The organism is Faecalibacterium hattorii, from assembly GCF_003287455.1.
Classification (GTDB): Bacteria; Bacillota; Clostridia; order Oscillospirales; family Ruminococcaceae; genus Faecalibacterium; species Faecalibacterium hattorii.
In genome coordinates this window covers 94229-120553 of the sequence record NZ_PRLC01000003.1, presented here as the reverse complement: position 1 = coordinate 120553, position 26325 = coordinate 94229, and the positions used below count along the sequence as shown (strand labels likewise).

22 protein-coding genes are annotated in these 26325 nt (G+C 60.1%); 11 read left to right on the top strand and 11 right to left on the bottom strand.

Features of this window, described 5'->3' with window-relative positions; translation table 11 throughout:
* The first annotated feature begins 75 nt into the window (after window positions 1–75).
* Together C4N23_RS03160 and C4N23_RS03155 are read left to right on the top strand one after the other, a co-directional pair.
* The gene (locus C4N23_RS03160; protein ID WP_112143986.1) at window positions 76–1083 is read left to right on the top strand and encodes an asparaginase; all 1008 of its coding nucleotides are present in this window, start codon (window positions 76–78) and stop codon (window positions 1081–1083) included.
* Between the two features lie 89 nt (window positions 1084–1172).
* On the top strand, window positions 1173–2687 hold the full coding sequence (locus C4N23_RS03155) for a beta-glucuronidase (RefSeq protein WP_112143984.1): 1515 nt from the start codon (window positions 1173–1175) through the stop codon (window positions 2685–2687).
* A 175-nt stretch (window positions 2688–2862) separates the two neighbouring features.
* On the opposite strand, the gene C4N23_RS03150 is transcribed toward C4N23_RS03155, so the two are convergent.
* From C4N23_RS03150 to C4N23_RS03125, 6 genes are all read right to left on the bottom strand, one after another.
* On the bottom strand, window positions 2863–3192 hold the full coding sequence (locus C4N23_RS03150) for a branched-chain amino acid transporter permease (protein WP_112143982.1): 330 nt from the start codon (window positions 3190–3192) through the stop codon (window positions 2863–2865).
* Complete coding sequence (locus tag C4N23_RS03145; protein WP_112143979.1) at window positions 3189–3941, bottom strand: AzlC family ABC transporter permease; 753 nt, start codon at window positions 3939–3941, stop codon at window positions 3189–3191. Before C4N23_RS03145 ends, C4N23_RS03150 begins: the two co-directional genes overlap by 4 nt.
* Window positions 3942–4086: 145 nt before the next feature.
* A complete protein-coding gene (locus C4N23_RS03140) occupies window positions 4087–5979 on the bottom strand; it encodes a heavy metal translocating P-type ATPase (RefSeq protein WP_112143976.1) in 1893 nt (630 codons plus the stop codon).
* Window positions 5980–6246: 267 nt separating this feature from the next.
* Window positions 6247–6468, bottom strand: coding sequence for a cation transporter (locus tag C4N23_RS03135; RefSeq protein WP_055188870.1), 222 nt, complete (start codon window positions 6466–6468; stop codon window positions 6247–6249).
* On the bottom strand, window positions 6465–6824 hold the full coding sequence (locus C4N23_RS03130) for an ArsR/SmtB family transcription factor (RefSeq protein ID WP_055188868.1): 360 nt from the start codon (window positions 6822–6824) through the stop codon (window positions 6465–6467). Before C4N23_RS03130 ends, C4N23_RS03135 begins: the two co-directional genes overlap by 4 nt.
* A gap of 248 nt (window positions 6825–7072) precedes the next feature.
* The gene (locus C4N23_RS03125; RefSeq protein WP_097840354.1) at window positions 7073–7816 is read right to left on the bottom strand and encodes a YwaF family protein; all 744 of its coding nucleotides are present in this window, start codon (window positions 7814–7816) and stop codon (window positions 7073–7075) included.
* A gap of 168 nt (window positions 7817–7984) precedes the next feature.
* Between C4N23_RS03125 and C4N23_RS03120 the strand changes: the two genes are divergently transcribed.
* The gene (locus C4N23_RS03120) at window positions 7985–8371 is read left to right on the top strand and encodes a thioesterase family protein (protein ID WP_112143974.1); all 387 of its coding nucleotides are present in this window, start codon (window positions 7985–7987) and stop codon (window positions 8369–8371) included.
* Here C4N23_RS03120 and C4N23_RS03115 read toward each other — a convergent pair.
* Window positions 8319–8507: a hypothetical protein gene (locus C4N23_RS03115; RefSeq protein WP_097840352.1), complete on the bottom strand. Its 189-nt coding sequence runs from the start codon at window positions 8505–8507 to the stop codon at window positions 8319–8321. The genes C4N23_RS03120 and C4N23_RS03115 overlap by 53 nt on opposite strands.
* Before the next feature lie 67 nt (window positions 8508–8574).
* Between C4N23_RS03115 and C4N23_RS03110 the strand changes: the two genes are divergently transcribed.
* From C4N23_RS03110 to C4N23_RS03090, 5 genes are all read left to right on the top strand, one after another.
* Window positions 8575–10236 (top strand): Na+/H+ antiporter NhaC family protein, encoded by a 1662-nt coding sequence (locus C4N23_RS03110; RefSeq protein WP_097840351.1) that lies wholly within the window; start codon window positions 8575–8577, stop codon window positions 10234–10236.
* A 137-nt stretch (window positions 10237–10373) separates the two neighbouring features.
* Window positions 10374–14135 (top strand): InlB B-repeat-containing protein, encoded by a 3762-nt coding sequence (locus tag C4N23_RS03105; RefSeq protein ID WP_112143972.1) that lies wholly within the window; start codon window positions 10374–10376, stop codon window positions 14133–14135.
* A 186-nt stretch (window positions 14136–14321) separates the two neighbouring features.
* The gene (locus C4N23_RS03100) at window positions 14322–14777 is read left to right on the top strand and encodes a MarR family winged helix-turn-helix transcriptional regulator (RefSeq protein WP_112143969.1); all 456 of its coding nucleotides are present in this window, start codon (window positions 14322–14324) and stop codon (window positions 14775–14777) included.
* A 230-nt stretch (window positions 14778–15007) separates the two neighbouring features.
* Window positions 15008–16534, top strand: a complete 1527-nt coding sequence (locus C4N23_RS03095; protein ID WP_181567063.1) for a carbohydrate-binding domain-containing protein — start codon at window positions 15008–15010, stop codon at window positions 16532–16534.
* Between the two features lie 111 nt (window positions 16535–16645).
* Entirely contained in the window at window positions 16646–18445 is a 1800-nt protein-coding gene (locus C4N23_RS03090; RefSeq protein ID WP_112143964.1) for an aminopeptidase P family N-terminal domain-containing protein, read from the top strand.
* Window positions 18446–18679: 234 nt separating this feature from the next.
* Here C4N23_RS03090 and C4N23_RS03085 read toward each other — a convergent pair whose 3' ends face one another.
* Window positions 18680–19627 carry a glycosyltransferase gene (locus C4N23_RS03085; protein ID WP_112143962.1) on the bottom strand — a complete coding sequence of 316 codons (948 nt, stop codon included), beginning with the start codon at window positions 19625–19627 and terminating at the stop codon, window positions 18680–18682.
* Window positions 19628–19723: 96 nt separating this feature from the next.
* Between C4N23_RS03085 and C4N23_RS03080 the strand changes: the two genes are divergently transcribed.
* The gene (locus C4N23_RS03080; RefSeq protein ID WP_055188771.1) at window positions 19724–20446 is read left to right on the top strand and encodes a LytR/AlgR family response regulator transcription factor; all 723 of its coding nucleotides are present in this window, start codon (window positions 19724–19726) and stop codon (window positions 20444–20446) included.
* Between the two features lie 512 nt (window positions 20447–20958).
* On the opposite strand, the gene C4N23_RS03075 is transcribed toward C4N23_RS03080, so the two are convergent.
* On the bottom strand, window positions 20959–21600 hold the full coding sequence (locus tag C4N23_RS03075; protein WP_112143960.1) for an HAD family hydrolase: 642 nt from the start codon (window positions 21598–21600) through the stop codon (window positions 20959–20961).
* 130 nt (window positions 21601–21730) lie between these two features.
* Between C4N23_RS03075 and C4N23_RS03070 the strand changes: the two genes are divergently transcribed.
* Window positions 21731–22897: a patatin-like phospholipase family protein gene (locus C4N23_RS03070; protein ID WP_112143957.1), complete on the top strand. Its 1167-nt coding sequence runs from the start codon at window positions 21731–21733 to the stop codon at window positions 22895–22897.
* Window positions 22894–24507, top strand: a complete 1614-nt coding sequence (locus C4N23_RS03065) for a phosphoenolpyruvate--protein phosphotransferase (RefSeq protein ID WP_112143955.1) — start codon at window positions 22894–22896, stop codon at window positions 24505–24507. Before C4N23_RS03070 ends, C4N23_RS03065 begins: the two co-directional genes overlap by 4 nt.
* A gap of 106 nt (window positions 24508–24613) precedes the next feature.
* Here C4N23_RS03065 and C4N23_RS03060 read toward each other — a convergent pair whose 3' ends face one another.
* Together C4N23_RS03060 and prmA are read right to left on the bottom strand one after the other, a co-directional pair.
* Complete coding sequence (locus tag C4N23_RS03060; RefSeq protein WP_112143953.1) at window positions 24614–25357, bottom strand: RsmE family RNA methyltransferase; 744 nt, start codon at window positions 25355–25357, stop codon at window positions 24614–24616.
* A gap of 46 nt (window positions 25358–25403) precedes the next feature.
* The gene (gene prmA, locus C4N23_RS03055; protein ID WP_112143951.1) at window positions 25404–26321 is read right to left on the bottom strand and encodes a 50S ribosomal protein L11 methyltransferase; all 918 of its coding nucleotides are present in this window, start codon (window positions 26319–26321) and stop codon (window positions 25404–25406) included.
* Window positions 26322–26325: the final 4 nt, after the last annotated feature.

The following is a 26325-nucleotide window of genomic DNA, read 5'->3' as shown; positions in this document are numbered from 1 at the left end:
CGGCCCACTTTTCATCCGGGGCGGAGTGTGTTATACTGAGTTGATTTGAATTGGATCGTGGAGGTATCGAAATTTATGACCAAGCAGCGTCTGCTTTTTATCACCACCGGCGGCACCATCGCCAGCGTGCGCACCGCACAGGGGCTCAAGCCCGTCCTGACCAGCGAGGAACTGCTGGCCCATCTGCCGGAGCTCAACGAGCTGTGCTGCCCCGAAACGCTGGCGCTGTGCAGCATCGACAGCACCGACCTCGGCCCGGAGCACTGGCTGATGATGGCGAAGGCCGTGCAGGAAAATTACGCCCTCTACGATGGCTTCATCATCTGCCACGGCACCGATACGCTGGCCTACTCGGCGGCGGCGCTGTCCTACCTCATCCAGAACGCGGACAAGCCCATCATCCTGACCGGTGCCCAGCAGCCCATCTCCAACGAGATCACCGACGCCAAAAAGAACCTGCGCGACAGCGTCATCTGCGCCCTCGACCAAGGCAGCCGGGGTGTGATGGTGGTGTTCGGCGGCCATGTCATCGCGGGCACCCGCGCTAAGAAGAACAAGACCATCAGCTACGATGCCTTTGCGTCGGTCAACTTCCCGGAGCTGGCGCTGGTGCAGGGCGACCGGCTGGTGCGCTATGTCCCCTCGCCGTGGCCCACCGGCCCGGTGGAGTTTGGCCGCGCCCTGAACCCGAAGGTCTTCCTGCTCAAGCTGACGCCCGGCCTCGGCCCGGAACTCATCCCGGCCATCTTTGAACAATACGACTGCGTTATTGTGGAAAGCTTTGGCGTCGGCGGCATCCCCCAGCGGCTGATGGACGCCTTTGCCGAGGGTCTGGGCGACTACGACAAGACCCACAAAATTCTGATCTTGACCACCCAAGTCACCTACGAGGGCAGCGACGTGGGCATTTACGAGGTCGGCAAACGGGTCAAGAACCGCTTCCGCTTCCTCGAAGCCCACGATATGACCATTGAAGCCGTCGTCACCAAGGTGATGTGGCTGCTGGCCCAGAACTGCGACAGCTTCGACCAGCTTCAGCAGCGGTTCTATCGGCAGATCAACTTTGATACATTTTATCACTAAATAATACGATTTTTCCACGAAATCTTCCTCATGGAAGGTTCGGGGGCTGTGCTATTCTGGATTCAGAAAAAATGAAAAGGAGAATCACTATGGCACAATTCGTGAAGCTGGACCCCGAAGCCCTGCGTGAGCTGCACGTTGGCAATGAGCGGCTGGTATCTTACAACGTCGAGATGGCGGAAGTCACTGGCGGCACCTTCTGGAAAGCCTACACCCCGGAACAAATCGCAGGCACGGAGCCCTTTGAAATGAAGGGCGGCCTCAACGCCGATATCTTCGCCGAGGGCGGGCTGATGCAGTATTATGACCCCATCGACCTCTACGATGAGAAGCTGCGGACGCTGGCCAAAGAGATCGGCCCCTCGTGGGTCCGGGTCTCCGGCAGCTGGGCCACCAAGACCTACTACGATTTCGACGGTCATACCGGCGGCAAGGTGCCGGAGGGCTACGGCGCTGTCCTGAACCGCCAGCAGTGGGTGGGAGTGCTGGACTTCTGCAAGGCGATGGGCGCAAAGCTGCTGATCAGCGTGGCAGACTGTGAGGGTCTGCACCACGCGGACGAGCCGTGGAACCCCAGTCAGGCCCAGCAGATCTTTGCCCTGAGCAAAGAGTACGGCAAGCCCATTGACGCGGTGGAGTTCGTCAACGAGCCCAACCTGCTGGAAATGTCCGGCTGCCCCAAGGGCTACACCCCGGAGCTGTATGCTAAAAATCAGGATATCTTTGCCCGCTGGCTGCGGGAAAATTACCCCGACTGCCTTTTCGTGGGTACCAGCACTTCGGAGGGCACCTCCAACAGCGACCCCGCTTACGAGTCGGCCGGGGACAGCAACAGCTTTTTGAAGAATGTGCCGCTGGAAGTTCTGCTGAAGGGGATGCAGGAAAAGCTGGACGTGTACAGCTACCATTATTACAACGGCGTAGCCGAGCGGCTGAGAGCCGTGATGCCCAACTCCTACTGGCTGCCGGACCGGGCCACCAGCGAGGATTATCTGAACGTTGCCCGAAGCATGATCCAGTACCACACCGAGAAGCGGGACATCTACTGCCCCGGCGGGGAGATCTGGGTCACGGAATCCGGCGATGCAGGGGGCGGCGGCACCACATGGGCTTCCACCTATCTGGATGTTTTCCGTACCCTCAACGAGCTGGGGGCATTCTGCACCGTGACCAAGGGCATCATCTTCCACAATACGCTGGCATCCAGCGATTATGGCTTCCTGAGCCACGGCAGCTTCGACCCCCGCCCCAATTACTTCGCTGTGCTGCTGTGGCACCGCCTGATGGGCACCACGGTCTACGACGCAAACGAACCCATCCGGGAGGGTGCCCACGTCTATGCTCATTCCCGCGCCGACGGCAAGCCCGGCAAGGCCTACCTCGTCATCAACAACAGCCGGACCTACACCACCACCGTTGCCCTGCCCAAGGACGCCGAGGTGTATCAGCTCTCCGCCGAGACCCTCCGTGCCGAGACCATGCTCTGCAACGGCAAGGCTCTGGTGCTGGGCGAGGGCAACGCTCTGCCGGAGATGGCTCCCGTGGCGGCCAAGGCTGGGGAACTGACCCTGCCCGCAGCCACCTGCACCTTCATCGTGCTGTAATCATAACATAAAAAGGGGCTGTTGCAACTCCTTCCGTCATCGCTGATGCGATGCCACCTCCCTCAATGAGGGAGGCTTTCACAGCTCACCGTTACGCCAAGGCTCCCTCCGAGAGGGAGCTGGCACGGCGAAGCCGTGACGGAGGGAGTTCGTTGCAACAGCCCCTCTTTGCGTATCAGAACACCAGCTGCACCAGCAGCACATAGCAGACCGTGCCCCCCGCAATGGAGACGAGGGTCTGGTGCTTCCACTTGTGGAGCGCGATGGTCGCCGCAATGGCGATGGCCTCCGGGATGCCATGGCTCCCCGCGAAGGGGGTCACGCCCTTCAGGCAATAGACGATGAGCATCCCGAAGATGGCGGCGGGCAGGACGCGGCCCAGATACCGCACTACCTCCGGCGGCTGCTGGTCCTTGGACGAGAAGATCAGAAAGGGCAGAAAGCGGGTGAGCATGGTCGCCGCCGTGCACATCGCCATGGTGATGCCCATTTGCAGTGTAGTCATGAGTGCACCTCCGTTTTGCCGTGGGCGGTTTCAGCCTTCTCAATGGGCTTGCGCAGCGCCAGCAGAAGCACCAAAATGCACGCCATAGCGGGCAGAAGGAAGCTGCCGGAGCCGAACACCACAAGGCAGACCAGCGGCACCAGAATGCCGATGAGGGCGCTGATGTGCTGCTTTTCCTTCTCCCACTGGTTCAGGAAGATGACGACGAACATGGCTGTCATCACAAAATCCACACCCTCGGTGCTGAAGGGCAGGACCGAGCCCACCACCGCGCCGAGACCCGCGCTGGCGACCCAGTAGATCTGGTCCAGCAGGGTGATGAAGAACATGAACCAGCCCCGGTCCACCCCTTCCGGCGGTTCGGCGGAGCAGGTGATGGAGAAGGTCTCGTCGCTCATGGCGTAGATCATATAAAAGCTGCGCAGCCCGTAGCCCTTGTACCGCTCCAGCATGGCAAGGCCGTAGAACAGATGCCGCGCTTGGATCATCAAGGCCATCAGGAAGGCCGACAGCGGCGAAAAAGCCCCCAGCAAAAGGCTTGCCAGCACGAACTCCAGCGAGCCGCCGTAGACGACGGTGCCCATCAGCATGGGCATCCAGACCGGCAGCCCCAGCGACTGCACGTAAATGCCGTACCCTATGCCCAGCACGAGATACCCGGCAAACACCGGCACCGTCTGGGGGGCGGCTGCTTTCAGCGCCCGGAGCACGGTGCCGGTGGGCTGCGATGCGATCTCGGAATCTTTCATATACACTAACCCCCTAGTTTAGTAGTAGTATAGCAGAATCTGCGGACATTGCAAGATTTTCCCGGAAAAAGATTCTTTGCCGCAAAAACGCCCTAGGACAGCCGCCGAAGCGGGAAAGTCCTAGGGCGTTTGAATGGTTACGGGGTCATCGCTCATTCTTGCGGGCGAGGTCCTTGGTGTAGAGGGCGCGGGTGGCGTTGAGGACGGCCAGCACCATGACGCCGACATCGGCGAAGATGGCGGTCCACATGCTTGCCAGACCCAGTGCGCCGAGGACGAGGCACGCGAACTTGATGGCCAGCGCAAAGACGATGTTCTCGTACACGATGCGGAGGGTGCGGCGGGCGATGCTCATGGCGAGGGCGATCTTGGCCGGGTCGTCGTCCATCAGGACGATGTCGGCGGCCTCGATGGCGGCGTCCGAGCCGAGGGCACCCATTGCGATGCCGATGTCGGCACGGGACAGAACGGGTGCATCGTTGATGCCGTCGCCCACGAAGGCGAGGTTTTCCTTCGGACCCTTGGCGGCGAGGAGCTTTTCGATCTGGTCCACCTTGTCGCCGGGCAGCAGACCGGCGTGGTACTCGTCCAGACCGAGGTCGGCAGCAACGGCCTTGGCCACCGGCTCGGCGTCGCCAGTCAGCATGACCGTCTTGCGGACGCCCGCCGCCTTCAGGCCCTTGATGGCCTGTGCGCTGTGTGGCTTGACCACGTCGGCGATGAGGAGGTAACCGGCGTACTTGCCCTCAATGGCAACATGGACGATGGTGCCCGGCTCGGTGACTTCGGGGGCGGAGAGGTTCAGCTTTGCCATCAGGCGGGCGTTGCCGGCAGCGACGGTCTTGCCGTCCACCTTCGCGGTCACGCCGTGGCCGCCCAGCTCCTGCACATCGGTGACGCGGTTGGCGTCGATCTCCTTGCCGTAAGCGTTCTTGATGCTCAGGGAGATGGGGTGCTTGGACCAGCTCTCGGCCAGTGCGGCGGCTTCCACCAGCTCGGCTTCGGTCACGCCGTTTTCGGGGTGGACGCCCACTACTTTGAAGGTGCCCTGCGTCAGGGTGCCGGTCTTATCAAAGACCACGACACCGGTGCGGGCCAGCTCTTCCAGATAGGTGGAACCCTTGACGAGGATGCCGCAGGCGGAAGCGCCGCCGATGCCGCCGAAGAAGCTCAGCGGGATGGAGATGACCAGCGCGCAGGGGCAGGAGATGACGAGGAAGGTCAAGGCGCGGTAGATCCAGTCGCCGAAGCGGGCGGGCTGGCCCATCAGCAGCAGGACCACCGGCGGGAGGAAGGCCAGCGCCAGTGCGCTGTAGCAGACAGCGGGGGTGTAGACGCGGGCAAAGCGGGTGATGAAGTTCTCGGCACGAGCCTTTTTCATGCTGGAGTTTTCCACGAGGTCGAGGATCTTGGAGACGGTGGATTCGCCGAACTCCTTGGTGGTGCGGACCTTCAGCAGACCGGTCATGTTGACGCAGCCGCTGATGACCTCATCGCCGCTCTGGACGTCGCGGGGAAGGCTCTCGCCGGTGAGGGCGGCGGTGTTCAGGGCCGAGGTGCCCTCCACGATGACACCGTCGATGGGGACGCGCTCACCGGGCTGGACCACGATCACGGTGCCGACTTCCACATCATCGGGGTCCACCTGCTCCAGCTTGCCGTCCTCGTCCTCGATGTTGGCGTAGTCGGGGCGGATGTCCATCAGGCTGGAAATGCTCTGGCGGCTCTTGCCCACGGCGACGCTCTGGAACAGCTCGCCGATCTGGTAGAAGAGGATAACGGCGCAGCCCTCAACGTAATCGCCCAGCGCGAAGGCGCCCACGGTGGCTACGGCCATCAGGAAGCACTCGTCAAAGGGCTGGCGGTTTTTGATGCCGAGAAGTGCCTTGCGCAGGACGTCCCAGCCGACTACGAGGTAGGGGATCAGGTAGAGCACCAGCTCCACCGGCGTGGGGAAAGCGGGCAGGAGCCGCAGGATCACGATCAGGACGACCGATGCGATGATCTGATACAGCACCTTTTTCTGTTTTTTGGTCATAGGGATCCTCCTTTTGTCGGGTAGGGGTGGGAGCGGTTTCAACAGGTTTTCCCCGGAAAAGAACTTTTTCCACGTTTTCCCCCGTGTTTTCCACGAGATTTTCCCGGAGAAATCTGACTTTTTCCCGTTTGTTTTTGAGATTTTCCGCAAAACGTGTTGAAAACCCGGTGGAAACTGTTGAAAACCGCACTTTCTTTCCACAAGAGAAATGCTCTGGGATGGAAACGGCTCCCCCGCAGGGGAGCCGTTTCCATCCGGTTTTTAGTTTCAGATATCAAAGATCTCGCAGTCGTCCTCGACCTTCTTGCAGGCGGCCAGAACGTTGACCATGGTATCGTGGGGGTCCGCACCCTCAGCGAACTCGACCTTCATCTTCTGGGTCATAAAGCTGACGGTAGCGCTTGCCACACCGGCAACGGTGTTGGCGGCATCTTCCATCTTCTGCGCGCAGTTTGCGCAATCGACTTCGATCTTGTAGTTCTTCTTCATAAGTAATACCTGCCTTTCAACGATTCCTCAATATGTTCCATCCCCAAGGAGAGGATGCTGCGCACATGGTCATCGTCCAGTGCGTAGTAAACGGTTTTTCCGTCCCGGCGGAACCGCACGAGCTTGGTATCCTTGAGGACCCGGAGCTGGTGGCTCACCGCGGACTGGCTCAACTGCACCGCGTTCGCGATGTCCTGCACACAGAGTTCATTGTCGTGCAGGGCATACAGGATCTTGATGCGGGTGGAGTCGCCGAACACCCGGAACAGGTCGGCCAGCTCGTACAGCACCTCGTCGTCCGGCAGTGCGACCGCTTGCGGCTGCGCTGCGGGCAGGGCATCTTTTGCTTCGGCCATCTCGGCATCTCCCTTCGCTGTGGATTCATATGAATGTCTGTTCATGTGTTCATAGTATCACGCAGAACAGCCCCTGTCAAGGGCTTTTGCAAAGATTTTTGCCCCAAAATCAAAAATCTTGAATTTTACCGCAATACGCAAGAAAACTGCATTTTTAATCTGCAAATGGGGTGCGTTTTTGGAAACAAAAACGCCGCGTCTCAAAGCGGGGAGAGATTTGGAACACGCGTGTTCCAAATCTGGATATATCACTTCCGGCGGGCGGCCGCCACCCACGGCAGATACATCAGCGCCAGCGCCGCCGCAATGGCGGGCAGGAAGCCGAGAATATAGTATTTTTCACCCAGCAGGTTGGTGAAAGCCGTGGTGATGACGTTGCCGTAGGGGTTATTAAGGAAGTAGAAGTTCGTGCACAGGGGTTTGTTCAGAAAGTAGATGGGCAGGGCGGAGCCGAAGAGAAAGGCCAGCACCTGCGGCACCCGGCGGACGCTGGGGCGGTAGCCGCCCACGACGAGGAGGACCGGGTAGAGTACCAGCAGAGCGTGGATGGAGATGGAGTGCAGATTGATGAGCGTCCACCACGAGGGCACATCGAGCCAGCTTGGGCAGAGCAGCGCCAGCGCCGCGCCGGGGATGCAGAGGGCATACAGCTCCTCTTTGCACCAATTCTGGTCGAAGAGGGTGTTGTAAAGGCAGACAAAGACGTTGATGCTGCACAGATGGAGCGGCAGATAGCTCCAGTTCCATTGGCCGGTCAAGGCCATGCCCAGCAGCAGAGCAGCTTCGTCCAGTAAAAGCAGACCTGTGACACCGACCAAGATCTTCCGGCGCAGCTTCGCCCCGCTGCGCTTGTACCAGAGCGCGACCCCTACGATAAAGAGCAGCGAAAGGGCCAGCTCAATTCGATGGATCTTGCCGTAAAGAGGATAGCATTGGTAGCCTTCGCCGTATTCCAGCGCGGTGATATCATAGGATTTCCAGAAGTCGCTCATAGAGGACACCGCCTTTCGGCCCTATCATAGCGCGTTTTGGGCAAAAGCGGAAGAGGAAAATTGCAGAAATCCCTCCAAAACAGGTGCATCGGCGCGGAAAGTGTGGTATCCTATCAAGGTAGTAAAAAATGTTTGCCGATGCGGCGATTGAAGAAAGGAAGTATTTTTATGTTGACTGTTGGCATCAAGGGCGAGCAGAGCCAGCTCGTGACGAACGAAAACACTGCAAAGACCATGGGCAGCGGCACGCTGGACGTCTTCGCGACGCCCGCGCTGGTGGCGCTGGCCGAGAAGACCTGCTGGATGAGCGTGGCGGGTGAGCTGGACGAGGGCTGCGGTTCCGTGGGCACCAAGCTGGAGCTGGAGCACACCGCCCCCACCCCCGTAGGCATGACCGTGACCTGCGAGAGCGAGCTGACCGCCGTGGAAGGCCGCAAGCTGGTGTTTAAGGTATCCCTGCATGACGAAAAAGGCCCCGTGGGCGGCGGCGTGCACGAGCGCTTCATCGTGAACGACGCGAAGTTCGCGGCGAAGGCTCAGGCGAAGAAGGGCTGAGCCGCATCGGCGGCTGGTCGTCCTCCATAATCTGCTCCTCCGCTTTCTGCTGGGCTTCCAGCAGGATGCGGGCGGCCTGTTCGCTGGCGCGGAACAGCTCAAAGTACAGCGCTTTATAATCCGGCGCGTCGGCCACCCCCTTTGTGTTTCTTGGGGATAGTCTGCCCCGCGCCGGGGAAAAAAATCAGAAGAGGAATCGTTTTATGAAAAAAGTGAATCTATCGTGGGCCGGCGTGGTGCTGGTGTTCGGGCTGCTGCTGTGGTGCACGGCGGCAACGCCCGGCACCATCACGGACCCGGCGAACTACACTTGCGCGGTGTACAGCACGGCGCTGAGTCTGCTGCCGCCGGTGGTGGCCATTGTGCTGGCGCTGAACACCAAGGAGGTCTACACCTCGCTGCTGGTGGGCATCGCCACGGGTGCGCTGCTCTACGCCAACGGCAACTTGGAGCTGGCGCTGAACACCCTGTTCTTTAATGAAGAGGGCGGTATGGTGGCGAAGCTGGCCGACTCCAGCAACGTGGGCATCCTCGTCTTCCTCGTGATGCTGGGCATCCTCGTGGCCCTGATGAACAAGGCGGGCGGCAGCGCGGCCTTCGGGCGGTGGGCGTCCACCCACATCCACACCCGCGCCGGGGCGCAGCTGGCCACCTTCGTGCTGGGCGTGGTCATCTTCGTGGACGACTACTTCAACTGCCTGACCGTCGGCTCGGTCATGCGCCCGGTCACCGACCGGCAGAAGGTCTCCCGCGCCAAGCTGGCCTACCTCATCGACGCCACGGCGGCCCCGGTCTGCATCATCGCGCCGGTGTCCAGTTGGGCGGCGGCGGTCACCTCCTCGGTGCCGGAAGGCTCCGGGATCAACGGCTTTACGATGTTTCTGCGCACCATCCCGTACAATTATTACGCTCTGCTGACGTTGGTGATGATCTTCTTCCTCGTGCTCACGGGCGCCGACTACGGCCCCATGAAGCTCAATGAAGACAACGCCCTGAACGGCGACCTCTTCACCACCGACGACCGCCCCTACGGCGACGATGTGGACGACGGCACCGACACCCGCGGCCATGTCATCGACCTGATCCTGCCGGTGGTGGTGCTGATCGCGGCCTGTATCTTCGGCCTGATCTACACCGGCGGCTTCTTCTCCGGCGTGGACTTCATCACCGCCTTCTCGGACTGCAACGCCTCGGCGGGCCTCGTGATGGGCAGCAGCATTGCCCTGCTGTTCACCTTCGTCTTCTACCGCGTGCGCGAGGTGATGACCTTCCAAGATTTCGCGGCCTGCATCCCGGAGGGCTTCAAGGCCATGGTCAGCCCCATGCTGATCCTCACGCTGGCATGGACCCTTTCCGGCATGACCAACCTGCTGGGCGCAAAATACTACGTCGCGAACCTGCTGAACGGCTCGGCGGCGGCCCTGCAGTACCTGCTGCCCGCCATCATCTTCCTCGTGGCGGTCTTCCTCGCCTTTGCCACCGGCACTTCGTGGGGCACCTTCTCCATCCTGATCCCCATCGTCTGCCACGCCTTCCCGCAGGGCGAGATGCTGGTCATCTCCATCGCGGCGTGCCTGTCCGGCGCGGTCTGCGGCGACCACTGCTCCCCCATCTCCGATACCTCCATCATGGCCTCGGCGGGCGCCCATTGCAGCCATGTGAACCATGTGTCCACCCAGCTGCCCTATGCCATCACCGTGGCCGCCATCTCGGCGGTCTGCTACGTCGTCACCGGCCTGAGCCAGATCGTCCTCGGCGCCAGCGCCAGCCTTTTCACCTCGCTGATCCTGCTGGCTGTGGCCATTGCGCTGGAGCTGATCGCCCTCAGCGTCATCCGCGCCAAGTTTGCGGCCCGCAAGCGCTGACCCCGGAAAATCCGCGATAAAAAGAAAAGATTAAAATATACAAGGCTGAGAATGCACGCCTCCTCTATCGAAATGCGTCAAAATGTGTTATATTGATAGCAGAATGATAAAATTTCGGAAAACGAGGAGGTACTTTTATGAAAAAGCGCATTCTCAGCCTTGTTCTTGCGCTGAGCATGATGATCTCGCTGTTCCCCGTCAGCGCCCTTGCGCAGACCCCCGGCGGAGGGACTGCGGAGATGGCGGAGGAGAATGGGGAGACGGAAGAAACTGCCGGAACCATTACAATTGACAGCAGCGGTGAGCCGGTGATATCTGGACTCCATACGGATAGTGAGGGGTATTGGGTAGGAAACGGCTGGAAGTATATGGATGGGGCTGGTAGTGGACTTGGCACACTGACCTTAATGAGTGGTACATGGAATCTTGCCAAACAGAACGCGGTAAAATGCTATGTTGCGATTGATGAGAAGGCAACGGTAGCCGGTGGTACATTCGAAAATACGGTCTGGAATCAGGCAGGCGGTAAAATTTCAGGCGGAACCTTTAAGGAAACTGTTTCGAATAAAGGCACCATTACCGGTGGCATTTTTGTCGGTGTTAATTCGGAAAGCACGAGTGTAATCAATTATGACACTGGAAAAATCACTGGCGGTGTGTTTGAGAATAATGTGACGAATGGCGATTCCGGCGATGAAGGAATATCTGCAAGCATTACGGGTGGCTTGTTTAAGGCAAAAGTCCAAAACAAGGCCGCTAGTGCAGCGATCACCGGTGGTGTGTTTGTAACAAAACCTACCGGTAGTGGAACAATTGCGAAGGGTTATACACTGACGACCAGAGGTACATCGTCGAAGTTTGTTTATGCCGCCAATGGAAAAGAAATTGACTTGGGCCAGTCTGTGTATGTGATACCCAATAACACGGATACGCTCAAAGTAGCGTGCGATGGCGTTTCCAACTGGGATGTTGCGGATGGCAGTGACACCTATGCGCTTACAAATTGGGATGGCGTAATGCTGAAGTCGGATGGAAGCTTTACCCTGAACCCAGACAAAATCAGCGGGACAACGTTGACGTTTACGGTATCCACAACGCCTGTGACACTTGACCCGGAACTGGTTCTTGCGGATGGTGTGCCGGATACCAGTGAGGAACACGCAAAGCAGAAGACCGCTGATGGCAAGACCATTTACTATGGCAACGGCTGGACGTATGACGGCGAGACGCTGACGCTGAACCCGACGGAAGAAAAAACTTTTGACCTGAGCTGTAATGGCAGTTATCTCAAGTGTGAGTTGGAGGTTGGAGAGAAAGCAACAGTTAAAGGATGGATATTCCTTTCTCGACCGGTCGAAAACCATGGCGTGATTGATGGGCCGAAATTTCATACAGAGGGCAACGGCTATTCCGGGTATCCGACCTTGACGAACTATGGTACGGTAAGGAACTGTTATGTTGACTATGGCTATGTGACGAACAACGGTACGATGGAAAACGTGTCGTTTGTTTGCTGCAAGCGACTGACCAATAATGCTGGTGCAACGATTAAAAATGCAATCATTCGCACGGATGACAGGAACGGTAAAATGTCGTATAGCAACAGCGGCAAGATTGACGAGGCTGTATTTGATTTTTCGCCAAGCGGAGAACAAAAAGTTCATGTGCTGAAAGCAAGCAGTGGCGAAACAGTTGGTGCGACACTGAGCGGAATCAAAGCTGTCGTGTTCGGTACAGAAGTGTATATTGTCGGCGAACCGGAAGTCAAAGTGAAAATTTCTGGTAGCAACAAGGAAACGATTACCGATGTCAACGGTAAGACGACTTATGGCGGTTTGACGGTAGGCAAAGACAGCGAGGGTTTCCAGAAGTTCATAGTGCAGGAGAAGGACAAGGAACTTGTGCTGAACCAAATCGGTGCCCCTGATCCGAGTGAGGTAAAGCATACGCTGACGCTGAACGATGCCGTGATCGTAAAAGATGACGGTTCGACGGCGACGACTGGTAAGTATAAAGAAGGCGTAACCGTTAAGATCAAACCGCAGATCAACGATTCGAAAAAAGTATTTAGTAGATGGTCTATTGATCCGAATGGATTTGAAGCAATTGTGCCTAATGATGATACAGAGGGTACTTATACTCTGACCATGCCGGGGTATAATCTGAGCGTTCGAGCAGAATCTACTTATAGAAGCTATCCGTTGACGGTAGTTGGCGGTACATTCGAAAACACTTTCGGTAACAGGGTTGAATGGAGCGCTCATGTCACGGTAAAGGCCAATGTTCCGTATGGTAAGTATTTTGCGGGCTGGGAGGCAAAAGAAACCGGTACGGACACAGCAGTAACGCTCCGTGATTGGTCTGGCAAAGTCATTGACCTGATGGACGAGAAACTCACGATTCTGCGCTTCCCGATGCCGGATAAGGCGGTTACCCTGACCGCAGTTTATAAGGACTGCGAGAAGAAGCTTGTCATGAAGGCTGATGGAACGCCCGACCTGACCCATGTGTATAAGGAGAATGGGCGGCGTTATGTGGGTGACGGCTGGTGGTACTTCAGTGTAGAAGACGGAAGTGAAGTAAATGCTCTGTACTTGAGCCCTGACGAACTGACGGAGTATGATTTCGCTCATACAGACCCCATTGGCAAAACGGGGACCCTAGAGGCAGTAAACTGTATCATTGTCGAATACAATACGAATGCTACGATCGTTGGCGGTACGTTTGCGGAAGAAGTGGACAACAGAGGCACCATTCAGAATGGCACTTTCAAGGGCAAAGTATACAACGGCGATACGCCGTACAGCGGTAAGATTGAAAATGGCACGTTCGTGGGCGAGGTGATAAACTCAAATAATAGCACCATCACAGGCGGCATTTTCGCTGGCGGTGTAAAACGCGGCGAAACGGATGTGATAAGCGGCGGTATTTTCAATGAAGGAACGGCGCTGAAAGGAATCAACGGCGCTCACAAGATCGTGCTGGAGGGAGCACAGATCCTGTCGATCAATGGTGTATCGCGTGCGAATGGCTGGAGCAATGTTTATGCCTTTGCCGAGACGGAGCTGACGGTCGAAGCAAGTCAGTCCATCTACAATGTGAATGGTGAAACGACAGGCGCAACGGGGCTGAAAACATCGACGATCAAGTTTACCATGTCGGACGAAGACGTCGTGCTGAACAAGGGCGTAACGCCTGACCCGAATCCCACCCCGAACCCCGACGACCAGCCCAAGACCTACACCGTTACCGTCAAGGGCGGCAAGATCAACAACGAGACTGAGGTAAAGGCCGAGAAGGGCACCAAACTGACGGTGGATGTGGACGAGTCGGAAGTGCCGGAGGGCATGACCTTTGACGTGTGGAGCATCCGCTTCCCGGAGGATGTCAAGGACACGCTGACGGGTGACCCCAGCGTGATGCTGCACGACCCCCACATGAGCTTTACGATGCCGGAAGCGGACATCACCATTGAGGCGCAGTACCGTTCCTCCGAGCTGCCGGGCGAGGACGATGGGCCCTCGACGCTGGGCACCATGGCCACCGTGGCCGTGGGCGGCGCAGCGGCTGGCATCTTGGTGTGGCAGGGCGTGAGCCTTGGCGTGGACAGCTACTTGCAGCTGAACCTGCCGAAGGGTGTGGCGGTGCCCACCAACCGGCGTGAGCTGGTGAAGCTGCTGTGGGAGACGGCGGGCAAGCCCGAAGCGGCTCTGCCGAGCCTGTACAGCGATGTGCCCGCAGAGGAGATCGAGCTGCAGAAGGCGACCCGCTGGGCCATCGACAACGGCCTTGTGAAGCCCGCCGATGACAGCGACGCTTCCCGCTTTGACCCCGACCGTTACGTTACCAAGTATGACGTGTTCGGCGCGTGGCTCAAGCTCAAGAAGCTGATGAAGTAACTTCCCCAGTCCTCTCCGAGGCCAGCCCCCTCTGGGAGCTGGCGCGAAGAAGTCCCCCATAAACGGCAAGGCCGCACAGCGCAAAAAACTGTGCGGCCTTTTTGCGCGGCGGGCACTTTTTCGCTTGCGTTCGGGCAAAAATATGATATACTAAAAGAAATTGAGGGAATCGAAGGGAGCCGCACCATGCTGGAAAAAGCATTCAATGACGTCTATACTAAATTTAAGCTGCACTTCTACCAGAACGTGTTTCAGCGCTTCGCCACCCGCGAGGCCACGCTGACCACGGTAGAGTCCTTCTGCATGGAGGGAATCATGGCGATGGGCGAGCCGACTATCGCGGAGTTCTCCCGCATGATGCAGATCTCCACCCCGAACGCGGCGTATAAGATCGGCAGTCTGGTTCGGAAGGGCTATGTGGAGAAGATCCAGTCCACCAAGGATCGGCGCGAATACCACCTCCGCCCGACCAAGAAGTATATCGAATATTACAACATCAGCTACTCTTACCTGCACACTGTGGTGGAGCGCGTGCGGGACCGCTTCCCCGCCGAGGATGTGGACAAGCTGGAGCAGATGCTGACGGTCATCAGCGACGAGCTGATGCCGGAGCTGGATATGGAGCAGAAAACGGACGATTGAGCCCGCCGAAAGCCCCGCCGGATGGCGGGGCTTTTTCTCTTGTTTCTCCATAATTAAAATGCCCGCCGGGACGAACCCGGCGGGCATTTTGGCGTTCTGGAAGGACCTGATTTCACCCCATTTTCACGGAAATGCTCCTGCTTTTTCACAGCTTTCCCGCGAAGTTTCCATAGTTGCGGTGTAGAATGAGCACACTTAAATCGCGTTGCATTTTTGAGGGAGGCTTGGTTATGAAGACCTGTTTGACAGAGAGCACGAAAATTTCCCGGCGAAGCTTTTTGCAGGCGCTTGGCGCGCTGACCCTTTCGGGCAGTCTGGCGGCGTGCGGCGGCACGGGAAAGGCAAAATCGGACTGCCTTGCGGCGGGGAGCCTCGCCTACACGCCGGATGAAGTGGTGACGGTGGAATTCTCGGACGGCGGCATCACGGTCAGCCCGGAGGACGCGGCGGGCCTTGCCGTGGAGGGGACCGCTCTCTCGGTGAGCGGCGCGGGCGTCTATGCCCTGTCCGGCCGCTGTGCGGACGGCTCGGTGAAGGTGGAAGCCCAGACGGAGGACGTCGTGCTGCTGCTGGACGGCCTGACCCTGACCAGCGCCGACACCGCCCCCATCCTCTGCGGCGAATCCACCGGGGTGATCATCGCGGTGGTGGATGGGACGGAAAACACCCTGACCGACAGCGAGGCCAACGACCCGGACAATGCCGCCGACAACGAGAACGCCGAAAAGGCAGTGGTCAAGTGCAAGGACGGCTCGCAGGTCGTCCTCTGCGGCGGCGGTGCGCTGACCGTGAACGCACGGGGCAAGAACGGCATCAAATCCGGCACCGCGGTGGATGACCGGGACGCCAGCCTGACCATCCGGGAGCTGACGCTGAACATCGAGGCGCTGGTGAACGATGCCATCAACGCGGAGCAACGGCTCAAGGTGGAAAGCGGAAAGCTGACCATCGCGGCGGGGGAAGATGCCATCCACTGCGACATGGAACTGAACATCGGTGCGGAGGGCACCACCGGCCCCGCCATCACCGTTTCCACCTGCTGCGAGGGCTTGGAGGGGGCCGTCCTGAACATATACTCCGGCAATATGGACATCACCTCCACCGACGACTGCCTGAACGCCGCCAACTCCGACCTTGGCGACTATGCCTTCGAGATAAACATCTCCGGCGGCACCATCAAAGCCTATTCCTCCGAGGGCGACGGCTTTGACTCCAACGGCACCCTGACCATCACGGGCGGCGACATCTCGGTCTGGACCGCCAACGCCGACGACAATCAGCCGCTGGATGCCGATGGGCGCATCACGATTTCGGGCGGCACGGTGCTGGCCGCAGGCGGCAGCGCGGGCATGGGCTTTTCCATCAGCGCGTCTCAGCCCTACGTTATCTTCGGCGGCGGGCGGGACAGCAGCCTTTCCCTCGCCGGGGGCGCGGCGTTCTCCATTGCGGACGAAAGCGGCAAGAGCGTGCTGGACAGCACCGCCCTCTGCGACGCGGCCTTCCTCTTCTACTCCAGCCCAGCCCTGACGGCGGAGGGACGCTACAGCGTCCAGTCCACCGTCACCGCCACGGCCAAGACCGGTGAAGCGGATACCCAGTTCGGCGGCAATGGAGGCCCCGGCGGCAGCGGCGGGCAGAGACCGGACGGCATGACGCCGCCGGACGGGGCACCTTCGGACGGGCAGATGCCGCAGGGCCAGCCGCCCCAGAGTGACGGCACCACCCCGCCGGAACTGCCGGCCGCCAGCAGCAACTGAGAAAAACCGCGCAGCAATTGCAATCCGCGCGCCGGAATGATACAATAAGAAGCGGCAAATCACCGCCGCCGGACGTTTTTCCGGCAGATGTAAGAAAGAAGGCTTTTTATTATGAGCATGAACACGGTTCCTGAGCGTCTGGCTGCCCTGCGGGCCGCCATGGACGCCAACGGCGTTGACCTTTATCTCATTCCGGTGGGCGACCCGCATTCCAGCGAGTACCTGCCCGACCACTACACCTCCTTGACCTATTTCTCCGGCTTCCATGGCGAGAACTCCAACTTCGTCGTTACGAAGGACAAGAGCGCCATCTGGGCCGACGGCCGCTATTTCGTGCAGGCGGAAAAGGAGATCGCGGGCACCGAGATCGAGCTGGAGCGGATGGGTGAACCGGGTGTGCCCACCGTGGAGCAGTACTGCGCCGATGCTCTGCCCGAAGGCGGGGTGCTGGGCCTGTGCGGTCTGACCGCTTCCTGCCATCTGGTGCGCAGCGTCCAGAAGGCGCTGGACGCCAAGCACGGCACCATCAAGACCCTGAATCTGGAAGATGAGCTCTGGACCGAGGGCCGCCCCGCCCTGCCGGAGACTCCCGCTTGGATCCTGAGCAAGGAGTACGCAGGGTTCTCCCCCGCCGAGAAGCTGGGCCAGCTCCGCGCAAAGCTCAAGGAGCTGGGCCGCACCGCACAGCTGGTGGGCAAGCTGGACAATCTGGCATGGCTGCTGAACCTGCGCGCCATGGACATCCAGTGCACCCCGTATGCCATGGCCTACTGCTACGTCACGGAGGATCGCGCTGTCCTCTTTATCAACACCAAGCGTCTGGGCGCAGAGGCTGCGGCTGAGCTGAAGGAGAACGGCGTCGAGATCGCCGAATACGACGATGTGCTGGGCTTCCTCGCCGCCGAGACCGAGCCGCAGACCGTGCTGGCCGACCCGGCTTCCGTCAACTACGCCGTCTACGAGACCTTGAGCAACAATGCGGCCCTGACCGTCAAGGATGAGGCCGATCCCCTGCTGCCGATGAAGGGCGTCAAGAACGAGACGGAGCTGGCCCATAACCGCGAGACCCATCTGCGGGATGCCGTGGCCATGGTGCGGTTCCAGAAAGAGCTGGAAGAGCGCCTTGCCGCCGGTGAAGAGCTGACGGAGCTGACCGTGGACGAGATCCTCCACAAGTACCGCTCCGCACAGGACAAGTTCATCGTGGAGAGCTTCGGCACCATTGCAGCCTACGGCGGCAATGCGGCCATGATGCACTACCACGCCACCGAAGCCGACCACGCCAAGCTGGAAAAGAAGGGCTTTTTGCTGGTGGACAGCGGTGCTACCTACATGGACGGCACCACCGACATCACCCGCACCTACCCGCTGGGCGAGCTGACCGAGGACGAAAAGCTGTTTTATACTTGGACTTTGCAGTGCCACATCGACATCGCAAAGGCCGTCTGGCTGAACTACTGCGATGGTCATATGCTGGACACCATCGCCCGCGAGCCGCTGTGGCAGCACCTCATCAACTACCGTTGCGGCACCGGCCACAGTGTCAGCTTTGTGGGCAATGTCCATGAGGGCCCCCACGCGCTGAACGGCCGCAACACCACCGTCTTCCAGCCGGGCATGGTCGTCACCGACGAGCCGGGCGTTTACGAAAGCGGTGTGGTCGGTATCCGCATTGAGAACGAGCTGGAGTGCTACCACAAGGCCGACAACCAGTACGGCACCTTCCTCGCCTTCCGTCCGCTGACCTTCGTGCCCATCGCCACCTCGCCCGTGGTGCCCGGCGTGCTGAACAAGGACGAGATCGCATGGCTGAACGCCTACCATCGGGAGGTCTTCACTAAGCTCGCCCCCCGCCTGACCGAGGAAGAGCGCGATTGGCTGGCCAAGAAGTGCGCAGCCATTGGGGACTGATTGAACTTCTAACAAAAATGAGGCTGTTGCAAAGAACTCCCTCAGTCACGGCTTTGCCGTGCCAGCTCCCTCTCGGAGGGAGCCTTGGCGTAACGGCAAGCTGTGAAAGCCTCCCTCTTAGAGAAAGACTCCCTCCGGCCGGAGGGAGATGTCGCGTAAGCGACAAAGGGAGGACAGGTGGCATCGCGTCAGCGATGACGGAAGGAGTTGTGCAACAGCCTCTTTTTCTATTTGTTATTTCTCCGATTGATGTTCTTTCCAGTAAGCCTTTGCTTCGTCGATGGCCTTTTTGAAGGGGCCGGAGGGGTAGGTGCTCTCGGCGATGTCCACAAGGAACTTGTAGAGCTGGGGCCGCACCTCCTCGTATATCCCAAGGCGGGTGTAGAGGTCTTTGTAATAGCGGAACACTTGTAATTTGTTCTGCACGATGGTGGCTGCGTTGATCTGGGTGTGGCAGATGCTCTGGGGGTTCTGGACGTAGTAATAGCCGGGTTTGTCGATGGCGACGAACCGCTCGGCATACTGGATGTACCGCAGGTTGAACACGAGGTCCTCGGCCCAGCGCATCTCGCTGACGAACTGGATGTCGTTGCCGGTCAGGATATCGCGGCGGTAGAGCTTGTTCCAAAGCACGCTGTAAAAATAGGAGGCGGGCTTGTCCATCAGGCGGAGGGCGAAGGTATCCTTGTCGTAGACCCCGGCGGGCAGGAAGCCATACTCCCGCACTTCCGGCGGGCGGGCAACGCTCATGACGCCCAGCTCGTCTTGGATCTTATCCAGCACCTGTTCCGGCTTGGAGGCTCCTGCCGGGATGACCATCTTGTAGGGGGCGATGACGAAATCGGCTTCGTTCTCCTCGGCAGCGGCCACAAGGCGCTCGGTGAAGTCCGGGTCAAGGTAATCGTCGCTGTCCACAAACTCTACGTATTTGCCGGAAGCAAGCTTCAGGCCGAGGTTGCGGGTGTCCGATACGCCGGAATTGGCCTTGTCCACCAGCAGGATGCGGGGATCCTTTTGGCGGAACTCCTCGCAGACGGGAAGGCTCTGATCCTTGGAACCGTCGTTCAGGATGATGATCTCGATGTTCCGGTAGGTCTGGGCACAGATGCTCCCCACGCACCGGGCCAGATGGCTCTGGGCATTGTAAACGGGCAGAATGATGCTGACGAGAGGCTGATTCATAGAGGAGTCTCCTTTCATCGTTTTTGTTGTAACTATACTCCCCCGCGGCGCAAAATGCAAGCGCCGGGGGCCGCTCGCCGAAGGAGGGCTTGGAAAATGATCTTTCATATTGCGATTTGCAGCCCGGACCCGGTGCTACGGGGGCGGGTGCAGCGGCACTGCCTTGAATATTATGCCCGCCGCGCCGATGCGTGCATCGTGGAGCAGTTGGAAAGCGCTGCCGACTTGCTGCGTCAGGAAGCCGGCGGCACCCGGTACGAGCTGTATCTCATCGAGCTGACGGCTTCCGGCCCGGCGGAGGGCTTACAGGCGGCGGCCCAGCTGCGCCAGCACGGGGTGCGCGCTCCGCTGGCCTTCTTCGCCCGCACCCCGGCCTACGCTTACGAGGCGTTCCGGGTGGACGCGATGCAGTATCTGCAAATTTCCTTCCGGCCCGAACAGCTCACCGCCCTGCTTGACCGCGCCACCGAGCCGGAGTATGGCCCGGTCATCCCGGTCACGACGGCGGCGGGGCTGCGGGCCCTGCCCTTCGCGGACATCGAATATCTGGAGTGCACCCACCACATCGTCCACTTCCACCTTGCCAGCGGCGAGGACGTGGCCTCCCTTTCGCTGCGGGTGCCCTTTTCCGAGGTGGCAAAGCCTCTGCTGGCCGACGAACGCTTTTTGCAGCCCCACCGTTCCTATGTGGTGAACCTCGCCGCCGCGTCCCAGCTCTCCGCCGGTGAACTGTGGATGCGCAGCGGCGCCCGCGTGCCCATCCCCCGCAGCCGTGAGGCCGCCGTAAGGGCCGCGTTCCGGAAGTTTCTGGAACGGTAAAGGGAAAAATTGGTTGTAATTCGTCGAAACCCATGATAAAATAAAAAAGATTGACCGCCCAAGTCTTCCAAACTCACGGTCAATCTTTTTGATTAGCGGGCAAGGGAGCTGACCATTGCGGGGCAGCACCTTTTCTGTTTTCGTTATACCTATTTTGGACGCATTGTCAAGGGTTTTGAAATGCCCTCCTCGAAGGTGCAATCTAAACTTACGCGGAGTCTCGCCTCTGCCGGGCTTGCCCGCTCCGTCATCGCTTCGCGATGCCACCTCTCCCAAAGTGAGAGGCCTTGGCAGTCCGCAAAGTTCCCGATTTAGAATCTTTACGCCCTGCTGCCGCAAGGGGAGCCGTCAGGCGCTGTGCTCAGACTTCACGCCTTTGCCAATGGCTCTCCCTTTGGGAGAGCTGGCGCGAAGCGCCTGAGAGGGCAAGCCCGGCAGAGGGAACCTTGTACCTTTGTTTAGCACGGCGTACCATAAGGCGAAGGCAAGGACACGGATGGTAGCGCAGGGCTTTATAATTTCAGCTCCCCCCACTCCTGCAGGAACTGGTTGCTGACTTGGCGGAGGGCGGGCTCGTCGGCGGCGCTGGCGGCGTCGGCGATGCCGATGACGTAGAAGCCCGCGTCGTGGGCGGTGCGGGCGGCGTAAACGGAATCCTCGCAGACGGCGCAGGTACGGGGGTTGGTGCCGCCAAGGCGGTGGAGCGCCTCGAAGAAGACGTCCGGGCGGCTCTTGTGGAGCGGGCCCTGCGCCTCGACGTAGAACTCAAAATGATCGTCCAGCCCCAGCCGGGTGAGCACGGCCTTGCACTGGTCGCTCCATGTGTTTGAGCAGATGCACATCCGGGCTCCTTCGGCCTTGAGCCGGGCCAGCAGCTCCCGCACGCCGGGCTTGAGCTCTACGCTCTCGTACAGCTCCGCAATAACCGACCGCATCACGCTGAAGTAATCCTCCGGCTTTAGGGGCAGCGCATACTCCCGGATGAGGTACTGCGCGCCGTCGGCCATCCCCATGCTCAGCAGGGTGGTGCGCAGGTCGGCCTTCGGTTCGCGGCCATACCGGCGCAGCAGCGCCAGCGGGGCGTTCTCCCACACGGCGGTCATGCTGTCGGTCAGGGTGCCGTCCATATCAAAGATCCATTGCTTGCAGTTCATATTGCCATCCTCACAGTCAGATTTTACTAAATTATACCACGCTTTTTGTTCCAAAAACAGAGAGAAATTTTCCCGAAAATATGTTATACTTTGTGCAGATTTGATTCGGAGCACAAAGGAGGCGGTTGGGATGGCGCAGAACGAGACCCCCAAAAAGGCGCTGGTGCTGGCCGGCGGCGGAGCCCGCGGCAGCTATCAGGTTGGCGTCTGGCGGGCATTGACAGAACTGGGCTGGCACCCGCAGATCATCACCGGCACCAGCGTCGGCAGCCTGAACGGCGCAATGTTCGCGCTGGACCTGTACGAGACGGCGCGGGATATGTGGACGAGCATCCGCAGTCAGGACGTGATGGAGCTGCCGGAAGAAACGAATCTGACGGAGCTGCATCAGTTCCTGCGGGACATCGTGCGGGAGGGCGGCATGGACGTCACCCCGCTGGAAGAGATCGTGGAGCGGGTGTTGGACGAAGACGCCCTCCGCGCGTCGCCCATCCGGTTCGGCCTCGTCACCGTGGAAAAGCGGGGCCTGAAACCCCGCGAGCTGCCGCTGGAAGAGATCCCGCAAGGGAAAGTGAAGGACTACCTGCTGGCCTCGGCGGCCTGTTTTCCCGCGCTGCGGGCCAAGCAGATCGATGGGGTGCAGTTCCTCGACGGCGGCTACCGGGACAACATGCCCACCGCGCTGGCACAAAAAATGGGCGCGGAGGAGCTGGTCTGTGTGGATTTGGAGGGAGTGGGCATCACCCTGCCCAACCGCACCGGTCTGCCCACCACCATGGTGCGCAGCTACTGGGAGCTGGGCGATATCCTCCACTTTGACCCCGACACCGCCAAGCGAAACATCGAGCTGGGCTATTACGACACCCTTCGGGCCTTCGGGCGGCTGCGAGGCTGTGCCTACGCCATCGCGAAGAGCGGCGCTTCCGACGCGGACGCAGCTGCGTTCCGGAAACGTTTCGACGCGGTGCAGAAGGCCGTCAAGGCGAAGTACCCGGTCACTCTGACGGCAGACCTCGCCCTCCGGCTGGCCAACATGAAAGATGCCGAGACCGCCCCGCTGGAAGCTGCCGCCGAGGACGTGGGGGTGGACCCCGCCCATTACTACACGGTGGAGCAGCTCGGCAGAGCCTTTCTGGAACAATGCGACCGCAGCCGCATCGAGAGTTTTGCGCCCCTGTTTGACGGCAGCGGCAATGCGGCACAGGCCGCGTGGGCGGCGCTGCTGCCCAATACATTCTTACAGGCGCTGGTCTACCGCACCCTGACCGCGCCGGTGGAGGAGGGAGTGGAACCATGAAAGTCTATCAGGGACATTCCGCTTCTCCCGGCCTCGTGCTGGGGCAGGTAAGCCGGGTGGAGCGCCGGACGGAGATCTTCCGCCCCGGCCCTTTCAGCCCGGAGCGGGAGCAGCGGCTGCTGGACAACGCCGTGAAAACGGCCCAGACCGAACTGGACTCCATGGCGGAGCGCAGCGGCCCTACCGAACAGGCCATCTTTCTGTTCCAGAGCATGATGCTGGAGGACGAGGGCTTCATGAATGAGGTCCGCTTCCAGATCAAGGCGGGCATCGGTGCCGCCGAAGCCATGGACCGCGTGGGCCACCGCTATGCCGACCAGCTGGCCCACATGGAGGACAACGCCTATATGCAGCTGCGCAGCGTGGATATCCTCGACGCGGCCAGCCGGGTGGTGAATATCCTTGCCAACCGGCCCCGCGTCTGGCTGGCGCTGGATCATCCGGTGATCCTCGCGGCGGAGATGCTGATGCCCAGCGACCTGTTCAGCGTCCCGGCGGGGATGATCTTGGGCATCATCACGTCCGAGGGCAACAAGCAGAGCCACGCCGCCATCATCGCGCGGGCCATGCACATCCCCTGCATCGTGCAGGTGGGCAGCGATTTTCTGGACGACTGCGACGGCCGCATCGTCGTCCTCGACGCCGACAACGGCGAGTGCATCCTTGACCCGGATGCCGTCACCCGCCAACAGGCCATGGCCCACATCTGCGAAAAACAATGGGAAAACGAGGAAATGAACCGCATCTGTGCCCTGCCGAACCGCACCAAGGACGGCGAGGCCTTTGAGTTGCTGGCCAACTGCTTCGGGCAGGAGGACATCGAAACGGCCCTCCAAACCGGTGCCAGCGGCGTGGGTCTGCTGCGCAGCGGCTACATGATGCTGCCGGGCCGCCCGGTGGACGAGCAGGAGCAGTATGTGTTCTATCACTCCTGCCTTGCTGCGGCAAAGGGCGGCGTCGTCACGGTCCGCACCTTCGACTTTGGCGCAGACCGCACCATGGCCGATGCGCATCAAGGGCCGGAATCCTCCAAGCTGGGGCTGCGCGGCATCCGCAGCAGTCTGCGCCGCCCCCACCAGTTCGAGACCCAGATCTGTGCGCTGCTCCGCGCGGCGGCGGACGGCCCGCTGCGGATCATGTTCCCGATGGTGACCAACCTTGAAGATTGGGACGAAGCCATGAAGCGGGTGGAGCACTGCCGCCAGCAATTGCGGGAGCGGGGCGAGCGGTTCAACGAGAAGACCCCCTTCGGCGTCATGTTCAGCGTGCCCTCAGCCTGCCTGACGGCGGAAGAATTCGTAGCTCGCGGGTGCGATTTCTTCGTCATCGAGACCAACGACCTGACCCAGTACACCCACGCCGTTGACCGGGACCTCTCCATTGCGGAGCGCTACTACCGCCCCGCCAGCCATGCGATGAAAAAGCTCATCGCCATGGTCATGGAAGCCGCCGACGCGGGGCAGATCCCCGTGACCATCTGCGGCATGGCCGTCGGCAACCCGGCCAATACGATCCAGTACCTGAAACTCGGCCTCCGCAGCTTCTCCATGAGCCCCCAGAGCCTCATCGGCGTGAAGCGCGCACTGCTGGAAGCAGACAGCCGGGATTGACAGAAAGAATAAACTGTAGCACTATGTACTACTGAAGCATAAAAAAGGGGCTGCTGCACATCGTTTTAGCCGAACGTGCAGCAGCCCCTTTTTGTTTGAAAGAGTGTTATTCCAGATTCCCCGTCAGGGTCATGACGGCGGAGAGGACGGCCAGCGGGGCCGTCTCACAGCGGAGAATGCGGGGGCCGAGGCCGACGGTCTTGGCACCGGCTTTGGCGGCCATCTCGGCCTCCTCGGCGGCAAAACCGCCCTCTGCGCCGGTGATAACGGCGATCTTCCGCTTCTGGCCGTCGGCGGGCTGGAGGTCTGCCAGCAGCTCCCGGAGGGGAGCACCGCCGCACTCGTAGCAGAAGAGCACGAGGTCGTACCCTTCCAGACTGCGGCAGAGCGCGCCGAAGTTGGGCAGCGGGAGGGCCACATCCGGCAAAACGCCCCGGCCGCACTGCTTGGCGGCTTCAAAGGCGATGCGGTTGTAGCGCTCGTTTTTCTGCTCCTCTTTCTTGGGGGCTGCCACGCAGTAGCGGCTGAAGAAGGGAACAAAATGGGCGCAGCCCAGCTCGACGCCGTGGCGGATGACCTGCTCCAGCTTGTCCTGCTTGGGATAGCCCACAAAAAGGGTGACTTCTACGCTGGGTTCGGCGGCGCTGGGGTAGCCCGGCTCCACGCTGAACTCCACCGTCTCCGGGCCGAAGCCGGTGATGGTGGCGGTGTACTCCACGGCGTTGCCGTCGCAGAGGATGACGGTATCGCCCAGCTTGCCCCGCATCACGCGGGCGAGATGATGGGCGTCGGCACCCCGCAGCGTTGCGGTGCCGTCGGCGATCTCGGTAGTAAAATAACGGTGCGGCATTTTCTAATCCTTTTCAACTGAAGCTCCCCCTCCGGGGGAGCTGGCCTTACTTGCTTTTTTTGCAGACAATGCACTCCCAGCCGCGCTTTTCCTTAACTTCCTGTACAGTAAGCCCAGCTTTTTCCAGCCCGGCGATGACCTCATCCTTCCGGCTGTCGATGATGCCGCTGGCGATGAAGACGGCATCCTCGGCCATCAGGCCGGGTACGGCGGGGGCCAGCGACAGGATGGCGTTGGCAACGATGTTGGCGGTGATGATGTCGTAGGTGCCGCTGGCCTTGTCGGACAAATCGCCCACAAGGACGGTGAGCTTGTCGGCTGTGCCGTTCAGGGCGGCGTTCTCCCCAGCGGTGCGGACGGCCACGGGGTCGATGTCCACGCCCTCGGCGGAGGCAGCGCCCAGCTTGAGCGCTGCGATGGCAAGGATGCCGGAGCCGGTGCCGATGTCCAGCACCCGTTCGCCGCCCTTGACCCGCTCGTCCAGCGCCTCCAAGCAGAGGCTGGTGGTCTCGTGGCCGCCGGTGCCAAAGGCGAGGCCGGGGTCGAGGATGAGCTTGACGCGGTCGGTGTCGTACTCCTGCCAAGAGGGCACCACGGCAAGGCGCTGGCCGATCTCCATCGGGTGATAATACTTGCGCCAGCCGTTCTGCCAGTCCTCCTGTTCCACGCCTTCGGTCTCGACGGTGTAGGCGATGCCCGCCGCCTCCATCCGGGCCGCGATGAGGGCCAGCGTCTCCACGGGGGAAGCGCCCGGCTCCAGATACAGGTGGATGATGACCTGATCGCGGGGCTTGTCCAGCAGTTCCTGCTCGATGAGGTCCACATGCGCGATCTCGGCCACCTGCTGTTCGATGTCGCTGTAGTCTTCGATATAGATGCCGCCTTCGGCAATCATGGTGGCGACGGCTTCGGCGTTGTCAGCGTCGGCCTTGGCCACGGTCAGGCGGATATCAGTCCATTCCATTGAT